Genomic DNA, 22,122 nt, shown 5'->3' with positions numbered 1-22,122 from the left:
GTGGATTTAATTGATGTGGTTTTCATGAACCAGCTCATAACATCGGTAAGCGGCGCGCACGCACGACCGCTATTAATACAGGTGCACCACATAGCGCAGTGAGAACGCCCAGCGGTAACTCTGAAGGAGCGACCACCACCCGCGAGATGATATCGGCGGCGAGTACGATCAGCGGCCCAATGGGCAGACAAAACCAAAGCGTGCGGCGAATATCCGGCCCGGCAAAGGCGCGCGCAACAAACGGCACCACCAGCCCCACAAACGCAATTGGCCCTGCAATAGCAGTCGCCGCGCCAACCAATAGCGCCACGCAGGCGACAACCAACCAGCGAATAAGGTTGGGATGATGCCCCAACCCCGAGGCAACTCGTTCGCCTAAGGCCAGCGCGGCTAACGGCCTAGCGATCAATATAACGACTACTGACGCGACCAACATACTGGGCAGCACCGCTAGCAAGTCGTCTAAGCGACGGCCTGCGAAACTGCCAATCACCCAGAAGCGAATTTCATCCGCGGCGCGCTGGTCATAAAGCAGAATCAAGGAGGTGAGCGACGCCAGCAACCCAGAAAACGCAGCCCCGGCGAGCACCAACCGGATAGGATCATTGCCCACGCCGCGAAAGCGCGCCACGCTCAATACGCACACGCAGCCCACCAAAGCACCTAATTGCGCCACTGAAATACGTAAGGTAGCGGCACTAGCGCCGAGCACTAGCGCCAGCGCCACGGCAAATGCCGCTCCCGCGCTAACGCCTAACAGGCCCGGTTCGGCCAGCGGATTGCGCGCCACTGCTTGCAATAGCGCGCCCGCCACTCCTAATGCCATCCCCACCAAGATGCCGATTAACGTTCGCGGTGCGCGCAGCTCCCACACGATGAAATGTGCTTCGCTGTCCTGTGTGCCGCTCAGCAGTGCCAGCACCCTGCCAGGCCCAACGCTACCGGCGCCAATCAACAAGCTAACGAGACTCACCGCCACAAGGGCGGTGAGCAGAAGCATCATTAACGTGCGGGGGGAAGCTCGCCTAACGCCTAACGTTGCAAAACGTGGAACTGTCACGGCAACAGCGCCGCCTCGATATCATCAAGGATCGCTTGGGCCGCTAGCGGGCCGTTGGCGCTGGTCCATAGCTGGCCATCTACCGGGATCACTCGCTCTTGCTCTACAACGTTAAGGCGCGTGAAGGCACTGCTCTGTTTGGCCGCTTCCAATGCCGCTTGGCCATCCTCGTTTAGCGTTGCCAGGAAAAGCCAGTCGCCGTCTACTTGTGAGAGGTTTTCCAAGCTGAGTACATCGCTGTGTACACCGCGTTCACCGACTAACCCGCCATCCTGAACATCCAGCCCGGCTTGGGCTAACAAACCAGTAGCAAAGAGGTTTTGCGACATCACCATTGGGCCGCCGGGCATCCAGCGCACTAAAAAGGCACTACCCGCAATACCGGCTTCTTCCACTGCCTGACCAACCTCGGCGGCGCGCTGCTCAACAGCTGCAATGGCCTCTGCAATCGCCGCTTGGCGATTGAGCGCTTCGCCATAAAGGCGTGCTTCGTTTTTCCAGTTATCCGGGGCAAGTGGCTGAGTGGGTGGAACCACTGTGGGCGCAATGTGTGAAAGCAGCTGATACTGCTCATCAGAGAGCTGGGCGGGCGCCAAAATCAGGTCCGGCTGCTGCGCCAACACGGCTTCAATATTAATCTCGCGAACCACACCCATAATAGCGGGTCGATCTTCGCCAAGATGCGCTTCAGTATAGGTTGCCACGTTGTCGCCACCACGGGTGGTAACGGCACCTAGCGGTTTCACGCCTGCCGCCACGGCGGCGTCTAGCGCGCCTTCGTACAGCGTTACAACCCGTTCCGGCGTGCCTTTCACTTCTACATCGCCGTAAGCGGTATCGAGCGTGCGGGCTTGCGCAGTGGTGGTACCTAAAACGCTGACGACTAACGCACTGAGTAGCACGCCAACCATGTTGAAGCGCCAGCTCTTATGACGTGCGGTGGCTATTGCTGGGGTAATAACCGACATAGCTTTCCCTCAAGACAAAACATTGAGATAGATAGTAACGATTATCAAAAGCACCTGCACTACTATTCAACAGAATCTTACGTTCCATTTCTTGCAACCCATCGACAGCCGCGGCTATAAGACCCCAACGCTTAATGCACTGCACGATGGCATTAATGGCGTCACCGGTCAGGGTACCGTGCTCACCATCGGTAACCCTGACTTGGAGCCGGAAACCAGCACCAGCAGCGAGATCGGCGCACACTACGATAATCAACAGGGTTTTACCGCCAGCGCGACGCTGTTCTATAACCAATTTGACGACAAGATCGCCAGTGGCAACGATATCTTGATCGAAAACGACCTGCTGATTCCCGACGGTTTGTATGGCCAAGATATCAATATTGATGAAGCCATCACCCAGGGCATCGAGCTAGCCGCCAGCTATCAGTTCAATCCCGATTGGCGTTTGAATGCCAATTACACCTATACCGATAGTGAACAGCAAAGCGGTGAAAATGAAGGCGATCCGCTTACAGATACCCCAGAGCACGCTGTTAATGCCACACTGCGCTGGCAAACCACTGCGAAACTGGATACATGGCTCTCAGCGGAATACCGCAGCGAGCGCTACCGTAATCGCGCAAGCGTTCGGGGCGCCCCTTCCTATGATGATTTAGGTGATTTTAAAGCCTACTCGCTGTTTCACCTGGGCGGTAATTACGCGGTGACCGACAGCCTTAATCTAAGCGCCACGATCTACAACCTGTTTGATAAAGACTTCGTTGATTACCGCGCCTATGGCGATGGCACTAGCTTTGGCAATGTATACGCCAATAGCGAGGAAGGCCGCCGCCTGTGGCTGTCCGCCCGTTACGAGTTCTAACCCGTTTCAGCTCGCTACTGTTTCAATGCTGACTTCTGCCCCGGCTATGCGCCGGGGCTTTTTTGATAATTAGCACGCGCTCTTCTTAGCCAAAAAAGCGGCTATCGCTGGATAGCCGCTGCAGTAGTGCACCTATGATTGAGAAGCTGGTTTAGAACGCAACGTTGAGACCCAACCAAACCCGGCGGCCATCTTCCACATAGCCGTACTCGTCGTAATCAATTGCTTCGTCGAATAGATTGTAGATGCCGGCGTTGAGCTGCGTTGTTTCATTGAGCTGATAGCCCACGCCTGCATCTATAAAGGTGTAGGAAGGTGCCACGATGGCGCTTTGCGAGGGGCCGGTGTTGGGCTGGCTCTCTTCACCGCGGTAGGTCGCTTTGGTCCACTGGCGCAGCTTGGGCGAGACTTGCCAATCTAGCGTGGCCGATACCTGATGGCGCGGCAGCTGGGTGAGCGGTTCGCCTGCGTACTCACCGCTCTTCTGCTCGCTGTCGGTAAAGGTGTAGCTGGCTGTTAGTTCAACTGCCTCGCCTAGGGGCGCCGCGATGCTTGCCTCTACCCCTTGTGTGACCGCTTCATCAATGTTGATACGATAAGTAGGATCGCTGCCGAACTGGTTGGGTTCATCAGCACACACACCTTCGGGGCAGGCAATGCGGGTGATTTTATCTTTGAAATCATTATGGAACAGTGTGATACCGCCACTTAGCCCGACGTCATTGGCATACAGCAGCGCCAGCTCCTTATTGAGCGAGGTTTCTGGTTCTAAATCCGGGTTACCGTAAACGTCACCGCCTCGGCTGATTTGCCCCCAGTCAGCAGTGGCTTCGCGCAGGTTAGGCGAACGGAAGCCGGTGGAAACTCCGCCTTTTAACGTCCAATCTGGGGTCATGCTCCACACAGTGTAGAGCCGCGGACTGATGTGACTACCGTAGTTTTCAGCATCGTCTAACCGTATACCGCCAGTCAACGCCCAAGTATCGGTCAGCAGCCACTCATCTTCTGCAAACAGAGCCCACTGCTGCTGCTCTACGTTAGTACGATCGGAAATCTGGTTGGTCGTGTTGTCATCCAGCGACTCCTCTTCGTAGCTCGCGCCCAAGGTGAGCATATGGGCACCCAACGGCATCACCAGGCTGGTTTTAGCAGTGGTGTTGGTGATCTCAATTTCCCGCGATGGGTTTTCGCTGGTTTCCCGCTGGACAAAGCTTTCGCTGGTGCCGATATCAAAGCGGCCGCTATGGGTCAGAGCAACATGCCGGTTGGTATAATCGTTGAAGCTATCCGTACAGCCACCTCGGCAGCCTTCTGAGGGTGCCGAGTTACCCATTAGCGATTGTCGCTCTTGCTCGGTAATACCGGCTTCAGCGGTAAAGTCGTGGTTATCCGAGGCGGCAAGACTGAACCGTGCCGTCAGGCTTTGCAGGCTTTTATCTTCGTAGCCGTTAATGATGTTGTCTTCGTCGCGCTGTGAGGTACGGCCATAGAGCTGGAGTCCTAACCGATCACCTATTAATGGCCCACTCAGATAAAAATTGGCTTGGCGGCTGTCGCCAGAATCACTGCTCTCTTGCAGTACCGTGTCGAGCTGGACATTACCGTGCCACGCTTGGGCAACCTTGCGGGTAATCACGTTAATTACACCGCCAATGGCATCGGAGCCGTAGAGCGTCGACATTGGCCCACGCACCACTTCAATACGCTCGATTGCCTGCAGTGGCGGCAGCCAATCCTGCTCAAAACCGGCACTACCATTGGGCCGAGACTCACGAGAATTTTGCGGGCGCCCATCCACCAGTATCAGCGTGTACTGGGAGGGCATGCCGCGGATAGAGATATCGTGGCCGTTATCCCCCGCGCCGCCACCGGTCACGATCACACCGGGCACATCGCGCAGCGCATCGGTAACATCTTGATAGTGGCCCCTTTCCAATTCCTCGCGTGAAATCACACTAATAGACGCTGGCGCATCCGAAACTGACTGTTCAAAGCCGGAGGCAGTCACCACCATATCATCTAACCGTGGCGCTTCTTGTGCCCACAGGGCGCCGCTGGAAAAAGTAGAGATAGCACTAGCCAGCAGCGTTCGGCGCAAACAGGGAGACATAGAAAAAGTCCTTCATGTAAGTGAGCAATTGCCCTATAAATGGGAATTATTAGCATTTGTATTTTTGCACACTCTTTCCATAATGGGGTGAGACGATGCGTTCAGCAAAACGGAACACAAATGCCTATTATTTTCATTCGCACCAAACAGTGGCACAATTAAACCTCACCCTTTGCCCGTGGGCCTGACCATGTATGACTTTGACGAACTCACCGCTTTTGCCGATGTAATGACCACGGGCAGCTTGACCCGCAGCGCGCAAACGCTCGGTTTAGCCAAATCGACCCTAAGTCGACGCATCAGCCAACTGGAAGCTCGGCTTAACCAGCCGCTGCTAAGACGCCAAGCCAACCGTTTAATCCCCACGGAAGCTGGGCTGCTGTTTCACAACTACTGCACTGAACTTTTGGCGATGGCGGCCCATAGCCAGGAGGCGCTGGCGGAGCTGCGCGAAGAGATCAGCGGTGAAATAACCCTTGAGGTACACGGTGCCTTAGCGCGCAGTTGGTTAGCCAGCGCCATTGATGCCTTCCTGAAGCGGCACCCAAAGGTAGAACTAACGCTACACACTCGTGAAACGCCGCCGACTAAAATGCACAGTAATAGCGTGCATGTTTGGTTGGGGCCAACGCATGAGTGCGGGCTTAATCAGGAGCGCTTGGGGTATTTAACCCGTGGTTTATATGCCAGCCCCCGCTATTTAGAAAGGGCTGGCATGCCTAAGCACCCCGAAGAACTTAATCAGCATGCTTGGATAGACCTGTTGAACTCAGCGTCAAATGGGCTACTGCTCTCACATCCTGAACACGGCGAGTACACCTTTAACCCGCCCCACTCACGGTTAAGGGTGGATCTCACCGCCCTGCATATTGATGCCATCGCGCGTAGTCAGGGCATTGGTCTACTCGCTCACTGGTTAACCGCCAAACGTGAACAGCATCATCCGGGCGAGCTGATTAACTGCCTGCGCGACTGGGAGCCAGCTCCTTTACCGATCACGCTGCTTTACGCTTATGGCCACCAGTCACGCCGAACTCACGCTCTGTTGGAGTTTTTACGCAGCCAAGTGCCCGCCCAGTGGCGTACGTCCACCGCCGCTGCATAGAGCCATTAAGTGTTTACCTTGCCAGTTAGCCCGCTTATTAACGACAATAGGCGCTTAATTATTGCCAAGGACAGTCAATGCTTGCCGAACTTTTTGCCGTCATGGCGCCCGTACTTGCCGGTGCAGGGCTTGGCTATTTATGGGTACGCTTAGGCCATCCTTACCCGGTCGACTTCGTTACCCGTCTGGTATTTAACATCGGAACACCCTCACTGGTATTAGCTTCCCTGGCGGGCGCCGACATTGATGCCACTACCTTTGGCCAGACAATGCTGGCCGCCGCGTTGGTGATTCTCAGCATGGGGGCCGCGACCTTTCTGGTCGCGAAACTGTTGCGCCGCAGCTGGCGGGTGTTAATTGCTCCCATGATGTACCCCAATACCGGCAACATGGGCTTACCGGTAGTGCTTTACGCTTTTGGCAGTGCAGGCTTTGCCTATGGCATCACGGTGATGGTTACCGTCTCGTTATTTCAGTTCACTCTGGGCGCTGTCCTTAATAGCCAGGGTAATCCACTCAAAACCCTCGTTAAAACACCCACCGTTTACGCCATTCTGATTTCTATGGCGCTGTTGCTGACCGGTACCTCGCTGCCGCCCTGGTTGGCGAACACAGTAGATTTAATGTCCGGTTTCACAGTACCGCTAATGCTGATTACGCTGGGCGTCTCGCTGGCCAGCATCAAGGTCAAAAACCTGCGTTCGGGGCTAGGGTTTAGCTTAGTGCGTATCCCTCTTGCCGCGGTGGCCGCTTGGTTGATCGCTGGCTGGGTGGGTCTTCCTCCCCTCGCACAAAGCATTTTAGTGGTGCAGATGTGTATGCCCGTGGCGGTATTTAACTATCTATTTGCGCAACGCGCTCAGCGCGAACCTGTCTATGTTGCCAGCCTAGTGTTCTGCTCAACGCTGCTAGCGTTGGTTTATATACCGGTACTGCTCGCCATACTCATGTAAGCCCGCTTCTTTCAATAACGCCGTTTAAGCACTCTTAGCGGAACCCCGACGTGAGTGAAGAGTCACTGCTAGACTGTTATTAATAACGGGTACTAATGATAACGGGCATTAACATCACAGAGGGCACGCTATGCATTATGCCAATAAGAGTCACTCTACCCGCCACTGGCTCGCGCCGGGGATTCGAGTAGCGGGGATTAGCGGGTTGATACTGGCGGCTACGATGAACAACGCGAACGCAGAAGTGATTCAGGCGTCGCTTGAAACTGAGCATTTAACCCTTTCTATTGAGCGTATTGCCGAGGGTTTCGAACACCCCTGGGCGGTTGCGTTTTTACCCGATGGGCGCTCGCTGGTCAGTGAACGCAACGGGCAACTGACGCTTGTTGACCCCGAAAGTGGTGAAACACGCCCCCTGGAAGGCATGCCAGACGTCAGCACGCAAGGCCAAGGCGGCCTGTTAGATATCGTTTTGCACCCTAATTTCAAAGGTGGCAATGGCGCGGGTGACAACGACTGGATTTATTTCACCTGGAGCAAGCCCGATGGCAATAACACGCGTTCGGCGCTATCACGCGTACAATGGCTGGGCGACGAACTGGGTGAGGTAGAACACTTATTTGAACAGGACCGCGCCTCTGGGCCTGGCCGCCATTATGGCTCGCGACTCGCTTGGCTACCTGATGGCACGCTGCTAATGAGCATTGGCGACCGCGGTAGTGAGCCGCCTCGCGCCCAAGCAAGCGATGACCACGCGGGCTCAACATTGCGCCTTACCGCCACCGGCGGCGTGCCTGATGACAACCCTTTTGTAGACGATGACGCCACACTGGACGAAATCTATACCATGGGTAACCGTAATATTCAGGGCATGACCGTGTTGAGTAACGGCCAAGCTTGGGTATCCGAGCACGGCCCGCGAACCGGCGACGAGCTTAACCATATCGAAGCAGGCAATAACTATGGCTGGCCGGACGTCAGTCAGGGCAATGACTACGCCACCAATGAACCGATTGGCGAAGACTCACTGCCCGGCATGGTGAACCCGGTATATGTGTTTGAAGGCCGCTTTGCACCCGCCGGACTTGCAGAAGTGACTAGCGACGCGTTTGGCGAGTGGAAAGGTAACTTATTGGCTGGCGGTCTCGGCAGTGAAAAGCTACTTCGCTTGCGCTTAGAGAATGGTAACGTAGCCGAAGAGGAACTGATTCTTAATGGTGACATTGGCCGTATTCGTGATGTTCGCCAAGGCCCGGACGATGCCATCTATCTGCTTACCGATGCCCCACAGGGTGGTCTTTATCGCTTGGCGCCAACGAAACAGTAACGCCTCAAGCATTTACTGATACTAAAATGTATTAACACTATGATGGGCGCAGCATGCGACTACGCAATTTAATAATTTTAACGGTAATTGTGCCGCTTTTCATCGTCCTAGTGGTGTTTAGCTTAGTCGCCATTAAATCGCTTGAGGACAATGTACGCTCAAAGCTACAGACTGAAGTAGAGATTATTACCCGCACGCTGAGCTCTTCGCTGAGTTACGCGGTCACGCCGGACAGCAGCACCCCGCTCGAAGAAGCGCTACAATCGGCGTTCTCCTTCCACCGCATTTATGGCGCCTATGTATTCGATACCGACGGGCGCGACATTTACGGTCTAGGCCTTGGCAAAGACATTTTCAGCCGGGAAGAAATTCAGCAAGTCATTGAGCGCGATGATTTATATAGCAACTATCGACAGCACGATGGCTGGAATTACTACTCTGCGTTGACACCCCTGCGCTCACAAGATGGCACTGTGTATGGCGTGCTGCAGGTCAACCGACTCAATACCGGCATTGAGAGCTATACTGGCTTTATTAGCATTGTGGCCGTGTTGGTATTTGTGGTCGGCGCTGCAGGGATTGTATTTAGTATTTGGTGGGGGTTTCGCCGCCATATCGAGCGCCCGCTTAATCGGCTGCTGCACGTAATGCTGCTGGTGGAAGATGGTGACCGCAACCAGCGCGCCGCCGAAGACGGCCCTACCGAATATCGCCGCCTCGCCTCTGGGTTAAACGGCATGCTGGACGCGATGGCAGAGAAAGACCAAGAAATCGAAGACCGCCAGCGGCGTGAAATAGAGCTTGAAAAGCGTCTACGCAAATCGAAAAAATTAGCCGAACTAGGCGTTCTTGCAGCGGGGGTAGCCCACGAAATAGGTGCACCGCTAACGGTGATCAATGGCCAAGCTCAACGCCTGGCTCGCCGCGATGTGATTGGTGATGACGAGCGAGCAAGACTCGGACGCATTCGCGGCGAAGTGGAACGCATCGTTGAAATTGTGCGTCAATTAATGGAATTAGGCCGTCAACATAACGTAGAGAAAGGCGAGTTAGCACTTGATCAGCTTATTATGAGCGCCAGCGATTTGGTTGAAGAGGAGCTTGAGCCGCGCAACATTCGTCTAGACATTGAATTACCGTCACCGACCCCCAACTTAATCGCCAATGGTCAGCAGCTTATTCAGGTGCTGACCAATTTACTCAGAAATGCGGCGCAAGCGCCCGAAGTAAGCCGCATTAGGGTTCGAGCCCAACAGCAAGAACACGAATTAATACTGTGGGTAGAAGATGATGGCCCGGGTATACCCGACTCTCATCATCATAAAGTGTTCGATCCATTTTTTACCACCAAACCCGTCGGCCAAGGCAGTGGTTTGGGGCTCTCTATGGTACATCGCATTATTAACGACCACGGCGGCACGATCGGCGTGTTTGACAGCGTCCTTGGTGGCGCTGGGTTTGAAATTACACTACCCCTTAGTGAAACCGCATCCGCGTGAGGACAACGTTTGTGACCCATCAGGAACACCTTTTACCTTTATTGGTGGTGGAAGATGACGCCGCTATACGTGAGTTATTAGAGGAAGAACTGCAGGATGCAGGCTATACCACGCTCGGTGTCCCTAGCGCTGAAGAAGCTATTGCCTTATTAAGCCACACCACCGTCTCGCTGGTAATTACCGACGTACGCTTGCCGGGTATGACAGGCATACAGTTACTTCAGCAACTCCGCCAAGCGGGCAGTGAGTTGGGCATTATCGTGATTACCGCCTTTGGTACCATTGATCAGGCGGTCGAGGCATTAAAACTCGGGGCTGACGATTTTTTAACCAAGCCACTCGATTTGGATGCAATCCGGGAAGCCGTTTTTCGTGTGCTGGAACGGCAGCGCTTAGCAGTTTCTCATGATTCAGAGATCAGTCACTTCCACGGCATTGTGGGTAAAAGCCAGGTTATGCAAGTGCTGTTTCACGATGCCTCTCGGTTAGCTAAAAGCGATGCCCCCATCCTCATTTTAGGTGAAAGCGGCACCGGTAAAGAGCTGCTCGCCCGCGCCATTCACCAGGAAAGCCCGCGTAACGACCAGCCCTTCGTACCGATCAACTGCGCGAGCATTCCCGCCGACTTGATGGAAAGTGAGTTCTTTGGCCATGTAAAAGGCGCTTTTACCGGCGCTAGCGAAGCGCGCAAAGGGCTGTTTCAAAGCGCCCAGGGCGGCAGCCTGTTCTTAGATGAAATTGGTGAAATGCCGATTAATCTGCAGGCTAAATTGCTGCGTGCCCTACAGGAGAAAACCGTGCGCCCAGTGGGTGGCGAGCGCGAAGAGCCGGTGGATGTGCGAATCATCGCTGCGACCCATCGCAATCTAGAAAAAGAGATAGAGCAAGGTAACTTCCGTAGCGACCTTTTTTACCGGCTGGAAACTTTTTCGCTGCGCATTCCGCCGCTGCGTGAGCGCGGCACCGATATCGAGCATCTTGTTTTTGCCCTTATCGATAAGCATGCTGAGGCACAGGGCAAGCAGATTGAGCAAATCGAACCCGAAGCACTCAATAGTTTGCTTAATTACGCCTACCCCGGCAACGTGCGCGAATTGGAAAACGCCATTATGCGCTGCGTTACGCTGAGCGAAGATGGCTCGCTAAGCTACAAGGATTTACCTGAGCGCCTGCGGGAACAATCAACGATTGAAACCGGCACACCTCTGGTGCCTTCCGTCAGTGGCGAACTGCTCGCGGGCGGCCAACTGCCAGTGCCACCGCCGATCCGCTGGCCCAGCTTGGAAGAAGTCGAAAAGCGTTATATTAACAAAGTCTTAGAAGCCACTGGGGGCAATAAGCGACGCACGGCAGAGGTGCTGGGTATCGCGCGCAGAACACTCTACCGCCGCCTTGAAGATAATGAAGAGTAATTGACAGCTCACGTTAAGCTTATGGTGCTTACTCCGTTACCCCCTCGCCTGGCGCTTCGCTGGCGGGGTCACTGTCTAGCGACATCGGACCGGTGTTCATAGGCTCTTGCTCTTCAGGTTGGGCATCTGTTTCAGGTGGCGCACTCTCGCCACACCCAGACACCATCCCCACTGCTAACAATGTCATCAGCAGTACCGCATAAAACCGCTTATTAGATGTTAGTGACTTCATGTCTTATTTCCTCCTTGGTTAGCCGCTAGCACGCGACTTACTGTCCGACCTTTTTAACACCTACTTTTTAAAGCTCACTTTTAAACATAGTAATCAAGCACTAGATTGCCAGATTAAAATTAGCTTTATGAGAGCACGAGCTAGGATAGACCATGGGCAAGGCTAGAGATTTGCTAAATATTAAAAAAACCCCCGCGGGCGCGGGGGCGGAAAGGATGGCAAACCGTGTGGAGCAGCCGCAGGGAACAGACAGCTGATGCGATTTACCATCGTAGGGAGCGGTACACTAACAATTACTAATGTCTAGCCATTACTGATTACTGGTTACTGGTTTCCTCACCATCGTCATCTGGGGTGGTATCTGTATCTTCACTGTCACCAGGCATCGGGTCAGTGCCTTCACCGAAACCCGCCTCATCTTCTTCGGGATTTATTGTCCCCGTGGCAGGCTCAGCCATTGTGTCTTCAGGCATAGCCTCTTCAGACGCCATAGGCTCTTCAGATTCAGCGCCTGTACTTTGAGTCATAGACCCTTCTGAACCTGAATCCTGTTCCATTGCAGGCTCTTCACTCATGCTTGGCTCAGGTTCAGTGGTGGCATCTTGCTCCAGCGGAGAAGGCTCTTCCGCGGGCGTTGCTGGCTCTTCATTATCGCCGCAACCAGCCAATACGATGACACTTGCTGCTGTTGCCATCATGCACAGCGTTAACCAACGTGGGCGCTTGGTAGCTTGCCGACTTTCAATTTGGTCATGTTGATTATCCATATCACCCACCTCCATTGATGAAACCGTTAATCTCAACTCTGCAACATATAATTAATAAAACGTTCACCTGATTAAATGAAAATTTGTCTTATACAAATAGTGGCACTACTAATAACACATTCATTTAATGTGCCAACTTGCGCATAAATAAAAAAAACAATTTAAAATCATAAGGTTAAAAAATAATAAATATCAGCATCGACGGCAGCTGCTCGAAATCAGGTGGGTAAAAAATGACACATGTAGCGTTAATTGCCCCGTTGAGCGAGCCGTTGTGACACATAGGCCCTACCTATGTATAATAATTATTAATAAATTAACCAACACAAGTTATCTTTTCTTTTATGAATGACGTTGTGCCGCGGCTAACGCTGCATCAATGCACATTCATTCTGCTCAACAAAAAGGCACCGCCGATGGACGAGACACGACCCGTCAAAATTAAAGTGCGCGGCTTAAGCAAAGTCTTTGGCAAGCACCCTCAAAAAGCAATCGAGCTAAGTAACCAGGGAATGAAGCGCCCGGAAATTCTGGAGAAAACAGGCCAGACGCTGGGGCTATCGGATATTTCGTTTGATGTCTATGAAGGCGAACTGCTGGTTATCATGGGGCTTTCAGGGTCAGGCAAGTCGACGTTGATTCGTTGCCTTAACCGCCTGATTGAAACGACCGAAGGTGAGATCGTCATCGACGGTGAAAATATCCCGACGCTGAAAGAGAAAGCGTTGCTGGAGTGCCGTCGCCGCCACTTCTCTATGGTGTTTCAGAATTTCGCGCTATTTCCTCACCGCACTGTGCAGCAAAACGCCGAGTTCGGTTTGGAAATTCGCGGCGTAGAGAAAGCAGAACGGCACAAGATTGCTCATGACTCGCTGAAACAGGTTGGCTTGGAGGGCTGGGAAGACGCCTACCCCAATCAACTCTCCGGCGGCATGCAGCAGCGCGTTGGCCTAGCCCGTGCATTGGCCAACGATGCCACCGTGCTGTTAATGGATGAAGCCTTCTCCGCACTCGACCCGCTGATTCGTAAAGACATGCAGCAAGAGCTTTTGCAACTGCAATCCAAAATGCAAAAGACCACCGTCTTCATCACCCATGACTTAGATGAGGCGCTCAACATTGGCGATCGCATCGTGCTGCTGAAAGATGGTGAAGTGGTGCAGATCGGCACGCCGGAAGAAATTCTGACCAAACCTGCGGATGACTACGTGCGGCGCTTTATCGAAGGGGTTGATCGGTCACGTATTCTGACCGCTGAAAGCGCCATGCGTCCGCTACGCACCACCGCCCGCGAAAGCGATGGGCCGCGTACCGCCCTGCACCGTATGCGCGACCACACTATCGACTCTATCTATGTGGTTGATCGCGACCGTCGTCTGCTCGGCCTGCTGGAGGTGGATGCCGCTAGCCGCGCGATTGAAGAAGGGGCTGACTCAATCATTCCCTATTTAACCCAAGATTTCCGCAAAGTCCCTATGGATGAGCCGCTGCATAACCTGTTTGCCATGTTTAGTGAAAAGAGCTTCCCTATTGCCGTGATTGATAAGCAAGAGCAACTGCTTGGCGTGGTGGTAAAAGGCGCAGTACTTGATGAACTGGCACGAGCAGGAGAGCAATAATGGAAATCCCACGCATCCCGCTAGGTGATTGGATTGAAAGCGGCCTGACCTGGTTAACCAGCGAATACTCCCTGGTTACCCGCGGCATCTCACGCTTCACTCAAACCGGCATTGATTTTTTAAACGACAGCCTAATGTGGCTGCCTGAGTGGGCACTGCTCGGTTTGATAGCCCTGCTCTGCTGGAAGCTGGCGGGCGTTCGCTTAGCAATAGGCGCTGTCGCTGGTTTAGCGTTGATTTGGAACCTAGACCTCTGGAATCCAATGATCGAAACGCTCACGCTGGTGGTATTTGCCACCATGGTGGCAGTGGTCATTGCATTACCTGTGGGCATCGCTGCGGCGCTATCCAATCGGCTTTACCGCGTGATAATGCCGATTCTGGACTTCATGCAAACCATGCCAGCGTTTGTTTATTTGATTCCCGCGATTCCGTTTTTCGGCATTGGCTCCGTCTCAGCAATTTTTGCGACGGTCATCTTTTCGATGCCACCAGCGATTCGCTTTACCACGCTGGGTATTCGTCAAGTTCCTGTAGAGCTCATCGAAGCCGCTGATGCTTACGGCGCTACACGGGGTCAGAAACTGTTCAAAGTACAGCTGCCGCTTTCATTACCCACAGTCATGGCGGGTATCAACCAGACCATCATGTTGGCGCTCTCCATGGTAGTGATTGCCGCCATGATCGGTGCGGATGGTTTGGGCAGCGAAGTATGGCGCGCTATTCAACGTCTGCGTCCTGGCGATGGTTTTGAAGCGGGCATTGCAGTGGTTATTCTAGCCATGCTGCTTGACCGCTTGACGCAGTCACTGAGAAAGACCCGATAACCGGAAAAATGCATCAATTAAGCAAAACGGCAGAAGCGACTGCGTTGAGCCAACCGCTTGCTAAGTCGCTTCTGGCTAAGCATGCTGTGTTTGGCAGCAGATCGTCACATTAATAAATGTATACCCAAGGGAGAAAGTGAATGAAACATCGCACATTGAACCTCCGTATCCGTATCGCTTCACTGGCACTGTTAGCTGGTACAGGCGTCGCTATCAGCAGTACAGCGCAAGCCGAGGAAGAGAAAGGCACCGTTAACCTGGCCTACGTCGAGTGGTCATCTGAAGTTGCTTCCACCAACGTGGTTGCCGCAGTACTTGAGCAAGCAGGCTATGAGGTGGATCTCACCTCGCTTTCTGCTGCTGCCATGTTCCAAGCGCTCTCTTCTGGCGATGCGGATGCTATCGTTGCCGCTTGGCTGCCAACCACTCACGCCGATTACATGGAACGCTTGGGTGATAGCATAGAAGACCTGGGTCCCAACCTGGACGGCACCAAGCTAGGCCTCGTTGTACCTGAGTACACCGACGTCGACTCCATTGCTGACCTTAACGATAACGCTGACAGCTTTAATAACGAGATCATCGGTATTGACCCCGGCGCAGGCTTAATGTCGCTGTCCGAAGAGGTTGTGGATACCTATGACCTTGACCTGGAACTGCGTAGCGGTAGTGGCGCCACGATGACGGCAGCGCTTTCGAGTGCCATTAATAACGAAGAAAACGTTGTTGTTACCGGCTGGACGCCTCACTGGATGTTCGCCCGCTTTGACCTCAAATACCTAGAAGATCCTGAAAATGTCTACGGTGGCGCAGAGCAGATCCATACCGCGGTTCGCGAAGGCCTGGAAGAAGACATGCCAGAAGCCTATGCCATTCTCGATGCTTTCGAATGGACGCCAGAGCAGATGGGGGAAGTCATGCTGATGAACCAGGAAGATGGCAGCGACCCCTACGAAAATGCGAAGCAGTGGGTTGAAGATAACCAAGATGTAGTGGAACAGTGGCTCGATAGCTAAAACTATACGAGCAAGCTATAGCAGGGGGCTTCGGCCCTCTGTTGTCGTTGTAAGTACCGTTTTAAGTGCTGTGTTAAGTACAGTGTTAAGTACTGTGTTAAGCACCGTATTAAGCGCTATGGTTCACAATGCGTTGAACACTGTTTTTGCAGATTTGCTATTGTGCGCCTTAACGCACGCCATGCAATGTTGGTTGATGACCACATTTTGGTTTTTGTTCAACATCTTTTGATCGACATACCTTGATCGAAATAGAGAGGCTCCAGTGGATAACCACGACGATAAACGCCCCCCTGAAGAGCAGGTCTCTGAAGGCATACCTGCCCCACAGGGTGCGGCGAATCTGATTGACACCGATTATGTCATCGGGCAAGACAACATCACCACGAACACCATGGGTCTCAATCTTGACCTGCACGGGAAGGTGTTTAGCATTTCGGCAGTCGTTGTATTGCTGTTTGTGGTGCTAACACTTGCGCTGCAAGACACTATTGCGCCTATTTATGACGCCATTTTCGGCTTCTTGACCGGCAATCTAGCTTGGTTCTTTATTTTAGCTGCTAATATATTCGTCATTTTGTGCTTAGGCCTGATTGTTTCTCCCTTAGGTAAAATCCGCATTGGTGGGGCCGATGCCAAGCCTGATTTTACCTATATGGGCTGGTTCTCAATGCTGTTTGCCGCGGGCATGGGCATTGGCCTGATGTTCTTCGGCGTCAATGAACCGCTGACTCACTTTGGCACATCCTTTGACGGTGGAGACTGGGCTCCGCTGGCGGGCGCTGAGGGTAATGCCGCAGGGGCGGCTGCACTAGGCATGGCGGCCACGATCTTTCACTGGGGCCTTCACCCCTGGGCAATTTACGCGGTCGTGGCGCTTTCGCTAGCACTGTTCTCGTTCAATAAGGGCCTGCCGCTCTCCATGCGTTCAGTGTTCTACCCGATTTTGGGTGAGCGTGTTTGGGGCTGGCCAGGCCATATCATTGATATTCTGGCCGTCTTCGCCACTCTATTTGGCCTAGCCACATCACTGGGCTTAGGTGCCACTCAGGCCGCTGCAGGCCTTACCTACTTGTTCGGCGCGCCGGAAAGCGATATCACCATGATCCTGCTGATCGTTGGTATTACGATCATCGCGATTGGCTCCATCTTAGCGGGTGTCGATAAGGGCGTGCAGCTGCTGTCCAAAATCAATATTGTAATGGCCGCGCTACTGCTGTTCTTTGTGATCGCGGTTGGCCCTACGCTGCTGATTGCCACCGGTTTCTTTGAGAACCTTTGGAACTATGCGGTTCACCTGCCGGCGCTATCAAACCCATTTGGCCGTGAAGATGCCAACTTCAGCCAAGGCTGGACGGCCTTCTACTGGGCATGGTGGATCTCCTGGTCTCCGTATGTCGGCATGTTTATCGCCCGGGTATCGCGTGGTCGTACCGTTCGTGAGTTCCTGGTATCCGTATTGATCGTGCCTTCTGTGGTATCTGTACTGTGGATGACCACCTTCGGCGGCACCGCCATTGACCAATATGTCAGCCAGGGTATTGAAGCCGTACGTGACGCTGGCGTCGATCTGCAGCTCTTCATCATGCTGGAGCAGCTGCCGCTGTCACAAATCACCTCGTTCATCGCGATCATTTTAGTGATTATCTTCTTTGTGACCTCCTCTGACTCCGGCTCGTTGGTTATCGACTCGATTACCGCGGGCGGTAAGGTCGATGCACCGAAACCACAGCGCGTGTTCTGGGCGATCATTGAAGGCGCGATTGCCATTGCACTACTGCTCGGCGGTGGCCTAACGGCACTCCAGACCATGGCTGTATCAACCGGCTTCCCGTTCACCATCATATTGCTAGTGGCGTGTTATGCCATTATCAAAGGGTTGATGAGCGAGCCAAAAGCGGTTTAAGCCTTCGGTCTACTTACGCCGTAAAGCAAACGGGCAACCCAGTGGGTTGCCCGTTTTTTATTGATAGCCTTTAACACCAAATATCTTTTAAGGGTGTATCGGGCCGGTAATGGGTGGCAATTTGCGCCTGTAGTAACTCTGCCGTCGCCAGCGCATCCACCAGGGCGTGGTGGCCTTGATAGGCAGGCAAACCATAGCGTTCGCGGCTAGCGTGCAAACGTATCGAAACCGGTGGGCGGCCCAACCAACGACGAAAACGTGCCCAAAGCGTTTGACGATGGAGCCGCGCCTCCAGCGACATGGTATCGATCATAGGAAACAGCACCCCTTCCCCACGGCGAGCTTTGACAGCGGCATCTAAAAAAGGCCGCTCGATACTGCGGAAGTGAACGACGACTAATCGACCCGCTAACGCCGCTAACACCTCATCCAATATTACGTCTAAATCTGGCGCCTGGGCAATCTCTGAGTGGGTAATGTGGTGGTAGGCAATCGAGGCTTCCGCCAGCGGCCGCGAAGGATTCACCACCCAGTAGCGCCGCTCGGCAAGCTTAATGCGATTAAGGGTAAACGGCACAAGACCAATACTGACAATGGCATGGCGCCGCTCATCCAGCCCGGTGGTTTCCATATCAAGTGCCACCATAGGCACCTCGGCAATCGGGGTTTCCGGATCAGGTAGCGGGGTACTGAAAAACTGCTGGATCGCCGAACTGTCTGCCTGCTGAGCCCGCTGGGCCATATAGCCCGCCCAATCGGCCTGAGTGATTTTCTGACGTGGTCGTATTCCAAACATCTCAGCGCCCCTGCCGCTGAGCGGGCATCGGGTAGCGGAACTTCAGAAATTTTTGCGCATTGCTAAGCACCTGGAAAGCGTCTTTCAGGGTGTGGCGCTCGCTATCCTCGACATTCTCCGGTTCAATATTGTTATCCGGTAGACGATCTTCTTGCAGGTCGATCATTTGATGGCGCAATCGTGACATGCACAGAAACTCAAACGCATAGCTCAATTTGTCGCTCATCCCGGTCGCTAATAACTGGGTGTTTCCAATGTCATTCAAACGCTGGAAAGAGTTCTGCGCTTTGGAGCCGCAAGCCAAGGCATGGATACGTACCAAATCCACCATCGGTGCGGTGCCCCGCCGTTTTAGATTAATGGAGTTGTTATGCTTGCCGTCCTGCTCCATAACAAAGGTACGGAAAAACCCTAACGGCGGTGTGCGGTTTAAGGCATTTCGCGCCATGGCGGCTAAAAATAGCGGCGATTTGGGTGCTGTTTCAGCAATCAGGTCTTGCAACGTTTCTACATAGTGGTCTTCGCCATAACAGCTATCCAGGTCAAAGAATATCGAACTGTGCAGCAGCCTTTCTGGCGTCGGATTGGCCATCCAATCCTGAAAATAGCGCTTCCAAACACTTAATGGCTGGCGCCACTGTGTATTGGTCGCCATCACGTCACCTTTGCAATAGGTATAGCCGCAGGCGTCCAAACCATCGCTAACAATTTTCGCCAAGGCGTGAAAGTAAGCGTCGTGCTGTTCGGGAACAAATTCATCGGAGAGGATCAGCGCATTGTCTTGATCGGTAACAATGCTCTGCTCATTGCGCGCCATGGACCCATTGACCATAAAGCAGTAAGGCACTGGCGGCGGACCTAGTTCCGCTTCGGCCATTTCTAGCAGCCGGCGGGTAAAGCTACGCCCGATGGTGGAAAGTGCACTACCCACCATCTGAGAATTGGCCCCTTCTTGTACCATTCGTACAAACGCCGCGCGTACATCCGGTGCTAAGCGTGCTAACCCTTGGGTACTGGATTGGTTAAAAATATTACTAACCAGATAGAGACCGCTATGGGTTTCATAACGAATGATATCGGAAAGATGCACGACGCCTACCGGACGCTGACGATAGAGCACAGGCAGGTGATGCACATTACTGCGCAGCATCGTCAGCATGGCTTCATAGACCGAGGCATCTGATTGAATAGTAATTAAGCGCGAGGAAACCACTTCGCCCACTTTAGTTTGTGGCGATAGCCCCTCAGCCACAATGCGAGTGCGAAAATCACTATCGGTTATAATTCCGCACATCTGCCATGTTTGGCCCTCGCTGTCTTTGAAGCTGAAGCGTGGGTTGTCACTCCCCTCTTTCAATACTAATAGCGCAGAGGCTTGGGCTTCGCTCATCTGCTGAGCGGCTTGCTGAACGCTGGTAGAAACTTCAACCATTACCGGATATCGAGTCAGCAGTTTGCGTATCCGCGTGACCATCATGTCATTGGATTTCTTTTGCTGCTCGGCGGCGGTTTCTAGCCGTGGCCGTTCTAGCTCAACAAAATCAGCAAAATGGTCATCTTCTTCACACAGACGTTGGAAGACTGCGTTAGGGATAAAGTAGATTAAAGTATCTTCAATCGCTTGGGCTGGGAAGCGCACTTTGTGGTTACGCAGCAGGCTAAAGTGACCGAAAATATCGCCTTCACCCAGGCGGTTATATAGCTCTCCCTGGCTACGATAGACCTCTACAGCGCCACTGCGAATATAGCAAAGGTCACTTAACGTCTCATTGAGCTCTAAAATACTACTTCCAGTTTTGAAATAGCTCACTTCCACCTGTTCTGCGATGGCATCGAGAAGATCATCCGACAGCCCATCAAACGGGGGAAACCGCCCCATATGCTGGCGTATTTCTAGCAGTTCGACATCCATACGGACTCCTTAGGCTTGCCGGTCAATTGACTGAATAATCAACATATAACGTAAAGTGTGGCGGGTAGGCTAGGTAAGGTAAACCCACGATGCACAATAAGGCGACCTTGTTGAAAAGATTCATTATTGAAGAAGCCAACATGAAAAAGCCCGATGCAATAAGCACCGGGCTTTGGTGGCCGAAGCCGAACTGATAGTTACGTGGCTAATTAATTTAGTAAACTAGCTACACTAGAAGGCTATCAGCTGATATCAATGACTCAGCTTAGGATTGGCTAGCCATTTCCTGAACACGCTGCATCATTTCTGGGTCTTGCTGAATAGATTGACCAATTGCATTGAAGGTATCAACATCTAAGCCGCTGTCTTCGACCACTTCGATCATGCGGTCGTTAGCTTCAGTGCGCACTTCCTGCTGCGCTGATTCATCTTCCGCTTCCTGCAGACGCTGGGTATATTCTTGAGAAATAACCGCAATTTCTTGAGAAGCATCGGCGAACTGCTGGAGCTGATCGTCAGAGAAATCCTGGGCAGGTGCTGCTTGCTGAGTTGCCATTGGATCTTGTGCCGGTTCCTGATCTTGCTGGGCATGAGCAGTAGCCGTCATTAGACCAGTGGCGAGCAGGGCAGCAGAGAACAGAGCAGTCATACGTTGCATAGTAATAAACCTCAATATTGCGTTATGTATGTGCCCACTGTGACGCGCTGTTTTCAAGCAGGTTCAATTTATTATGTAAGAGTTAGTAACAAAAAGAATCATATGTATCAAAGCGATGATCTAAACACGCCACCACGGAAAAATAATGACTAGTAAATTCAATATCCTAAAATACAGCGATCTCTCTTCTGCGGGCTTGGCGGCTATGCCTGCTATTTTTGTTCTTCTCTGGAGTACAGGCTTTATCGGCGCAAAATTTGGCCTGCCTTATGCTGAACCCTTCACATTTCTGTTCATACGCTTCGTGCTGACCTTACTGCTGTTAATCCCGTTGGCACTTTTAATGCGTATTCCTTGGCCAACATCGCCTAGGTTATGGACACACATTGCCATATCGGGTTTTCTAGTCCACGGCGCTTACTTGGGTGGCGTCTTCTATGGCATTTACTTAGGCATGCCGGCCGGGCTAGCGGCGCTGCTTGTCGGTCTTCAGCCGCTTTTGACCGCCGCCTTTGCTGGACCACTATTAGGGGAAAAGCTGACACGGCTTCAGTGGGTGGGGTTGAGCCTGGGTTTAATCGGAATCTGCTTAGTCCTCGGCAGTAAGCTAGAGATTGGTGAATCCCTCTTTGATGGCTTCGGTATTAACGCTTTACTGTGCGTCACCGCCGCATTAATGGGCATTTCGTTGGGTACGCTCTATCAGAAAAGATATTGCACCAGTATGCCGCTGCTTTCTGGGGCGGTTATCCAATACTTGGCGGCAGGTGTCCTACTAGGGAGTGGCGCACTACTATTTGAGACACGCCAGGTGGAATGGAGTAGTACTTTTATACTAACCCTTGCTTGGCTGGTGTTGATTCTCTCAATTGCCGCTATCCTGTTACTTATGGCCTTGATTAAAAAGGGGGAAGCCTCGCGGGTAGCGAGTCTTTTTTATCTTGTGCCACCTGTCACGGCGCTTCAGGCGTGGTGGCTGTTTGACGAACGTTTACCTCTACTGGGGCTTGCGGGAATGGTGATTGCCATTACTGGGGTAGTGATGGTGATTCGAAAACCCGCCCATGGGACGACTAAACGATAACAAGGT

19 protein-coding genes are annotated in these 22,122 nt (G+C 52.8%); 11 read left to right on the top strand and 8 right to left on the bottom strand.

Annotation, left to right across the window (positions count from 1 at the left end; all coding sequences use genetic code 11):
- Window positions 1-34: 34 nt before the first annotated feature.
- Both HUO07_RS16600 and HUO07_RS16595 read right to left on the bottom strand, forming a co-directional pair.
- A complete protein-coding gene (locus HUO07_RS16600) occupies window positions 35-1,003 on the bottom strand; it encodes a FecCD family ABC transporter permease (RefSeq protein ID WP_176304491.1) in 969 nt (322 codons plus the stop codon).
- A gap of 53 nt (window positions 1,004-1,056) precedes the next feature.
- Entirely contained in the window at window positions 1,057-1,971 is a 915-nt protein-coding gene (locus HUO07_RS16595) for an ABC transporter substrate-binding protein (protein WP_422822700.1), read from the bottom strand.
- A gap of 148 nt (window positions 1,972-2,119) precedes the next feature.
- Between HUO07_RS16595 and HUO07_RS16590 the strand changes: the two genes are divergently transcribed.
- On the top strand, window positions 2,120-2,893 hold the full coding sequence (locus tag HUO07_RS16590) for a TonB-dependent receptor domain-containing protein (protein ID WP_246286738.1): 774 nt from the start codon (window positions 2,120-2,122) through the stop codon (window positions 2,891-2,893).
- A gap of 151 nt (window positions 2,894-3,044) precedes the next feature.
- On the opposite strand, the gene HUO07_RS16585 is transcribed toward HUO07_RS16590, so the two are convergent.
- A complete protein-coding gene (locus HUO07_RS16585) occupies window positions 3,045-5,003 on the bottom strand; it encodes a ligand-gated channel protein (protein ID WP_176304482.1) in 1,959 nt (652 codons plus the stop codon).
- A gap of 190 nt (window positions 5,004-5,193) precedes the next feature.
- Here HUO07_RS16585 and HUO07_RS16580 point away from each other — a divergent pair, with 190 nt between their 5' ends.
- From HUO07_RS16580 to HUO07_RS16560, 5 genes are all read left to right on the top strand, one after another.
- Window positions 5,194-6,108, top strand: a complete 915-nt coding sequence (locus HUO07_RS16580) for a LysR family transcriptional regulator (RefSeq protein ID WP_176304481.1) — start codon at window positions 5,194-5,196, stop codon at window positions 6,106-6,108.
- A gap of 77 nt (window positions 6,109-6,185) precedes the next feature.
- A complete protein-coding gene (locus HUO07_RS16575; RefSeq protein WP_176304480.1) occupies window positions 6,186-7,061 on the top strand; it encodes an AEC family transporter in 876 nt (291 codons plus the stop codon).
- A 130-nt stretch (window positions 7,062-7,191) separates the two neighbouring features.
- Window positions 7,192-8,388: a PQQ-dependent sugar dehydrogenase gene (locus tag HUO07_RS16570; protein WP_176304479.1), complete on the top strand. Its 1,197-nt coding sequence runs from the start codon at window positions 7,192-7,194 to the stop codon at window positions 8,386-8,388.
- A 53-nt stretch (window positions 8,389-8,441) separates the two neighbouring features.
- Window positions 8,442-9,887, top strand: a complete 1,446-nt coding sequence (locus HUO07_RS16565) for a sensor histidine kinase (RefSeq protein WP_176304478.1) — start codon at window positions 8,442-8,444, stop codon at window positions 9,885-9,887.
- Between the two features lie 11 nt (window positions 9,888-9,898).
- Window positions 9,899-11,299: a sigma 54-interacting transcriptional regulator gene (locus HUO07_RS16560; RefSeq protein ID WP_176304477.1), complete on the top strand. Its 1,401-nt coding sequence runs from the start codon at window positions 9,899-9,901 to the stop codon at window positions 11,297-11,299.
- Between the two features lie 28 nt (window positions 11,300-11,327).
- Here the strand turns inward: HUO07_RS16560 and HUO07_RS16555 are convergent, their stop codons facing one another.
- Complete coding sequence (locus HUO07_RS16555) at window positions 11,328-11,531, bottom strand: hypothetical protein (protein WP_176304476.1); 204 nt, start codon at window positions 11,529-11,531, stop codon at window positions 11,328-11,330.
- 317 nt (window positions 11,532-11,848) lie between these two features.
- Window positions 11,849-12,298, bottom strand: coding sequence for a hypothetical protein (locus tag HUO07_RS16550; protein ID WP_246286736.1), 450 nt, complete (start codon window positions 12,296-12,298; stop codon window positions 11,849-11,851).
- Between the two features lie 416 nt (window positions 12,299-12,714).
- On the opposite strand from HUO07_RS16550, the gene HUO07_RS16545 reads away from it, so the two are divergent.
- From HUO07_RS16545 to HUO07_RS16530, 4 genes are all read left to right on the top strand, one after another.
- Window positions 12,715-13,917 carry a quaternary amine ABC transporter ATP-binding protein gene (locus tag HUO07_RS16545; RefSeq protein WP_176304474.1) on the top strand — a complete coding sequence of 401 codons (1,203 nt, stop codon included), beginning with the start codon at window positions 12,715-12,717 and terminating at the stop codon, window positions 13,915-13,917.
- Window positions 13,917-14,744 (top strand): ABC transporter permease, encoded by an 828-nt coding sequence (locus HUO07_RS16540; protein ID WP_176304473.1) that lies wholly within the window; start codon window positions 13,917-13,919, stop codon window positions 14,742-14,744. The genes HUO07_RS16545 and HUO07_RS16540 overlap by 1 nt, the downstream gene beginning before the upstream one ends.
- A 140-nt stretch (window positions 14,745-14,884) precedes the next feature.
- Window positions 14,885-15,760 carry a glycine betaine ABC transporter substrate-binding protein gene (locus HUO07_RS16535; RefSeq protein ID WP_176304472.1) on the top strand — a complete coding sequence of 292 codons (876 nt, stop codon included), beginning with the start codon at window positions 14,885-14,887 and terminating at the stop codon, window positions 15,758-15,760.
- 265 nt (window positions 15,761-16,025) lie between these two features.
- Window positions 16,026-17,666, top strand: a complete 1,641-nt coding sequence (locus HUO07_RS16530; protein WP_176304471.1) for a BCCT family transporter — start codon at window positions 16,026-16,028, stop codon at window positions 17,664-17,666.
- Between the two features lie 70 nt (window positions 17,667-17,736).
- On the opposite strand, the gene HUO07_RS16525 is transcribed toward HUO07_RS16530, so the two are convergent.
- The 3 genes from HUO07_RS16525 to HUO07_RS16515 all read right to left on the bottom strand — a co-directional run bounded on the left by HUO07_RS16525 (window position 17,737) and on the right by HUO07_RS16515 (window position 21,032).
- Window positions 17,737-18,462, bottom strand: coding sequence for a 3'-5' exonuclease (locus HUO07_RS16525; RefSeq protein ID WP_176304470.1), 726 nt, complete (start codon window positions 18,460-18,462; stop codon window positions 17,737-17,739).
- A gap of 1 nt (window position 18,463) precedes the next feature.
- On the bottom strand, window positions 18,464-20,374 hold the full coding sequence (locus HUO07_RS16520) for a DUF294 nucleotidyltransferase-like domain-containing protein (protein WP_176304469.1): 1,911 nt from the start codon (window positions 20,372-20,374) through the stop codon (window positions 18,464-18,466).
- A gap of 265 nt (window positions 20,375-20,639) precedes the next feature.
- Window positions 20,640-21,032, bottom strand: a complete 393-nt coding sequence (locus HUO07_RS16515; RefSeq protein WP_176304468.1) for a DUF4168 domain-containing protein — start codon at window positions 21,030-21,032, stop codon at window positions 20,640-20,642.
- A gap of 145 nt (window positions 21,033-21,177) precedes the next feature.
- Here HUO07_RS16515 and HUO07_RS16510 point away from each other — a divergent pair, with 145 nt between their 5' ends.
- On the top strand, window positions 21,178-22,116 hold the full coding sequence (locus HUO07_RS16510) for a DMT family transporter (protein ID WP_176304467.1): 939 nt from the start codon (window positions 21,178-21,180) through the stop codon (window positions 22,114-22,116).
- Window positions 22,117-22,122 lie beyond the last annotated feature (6 nt).

The sequence above is a fragment of the Vreelandella maris genome (genome assembly GCF_013371085.1).
Classification (GTDB): domain Bacteria; phylum Pseudomonadota; class Gammaproteobacteria; order Pseudomonadales; family Halomonadaceae; genus Vreelandella; species Vreelandella maris.
The sequence above is the reverse complement of the archived record's forward strand: the minus strand, read 5'-3'. Positions and strand labels throughout refer to the sequence as shown.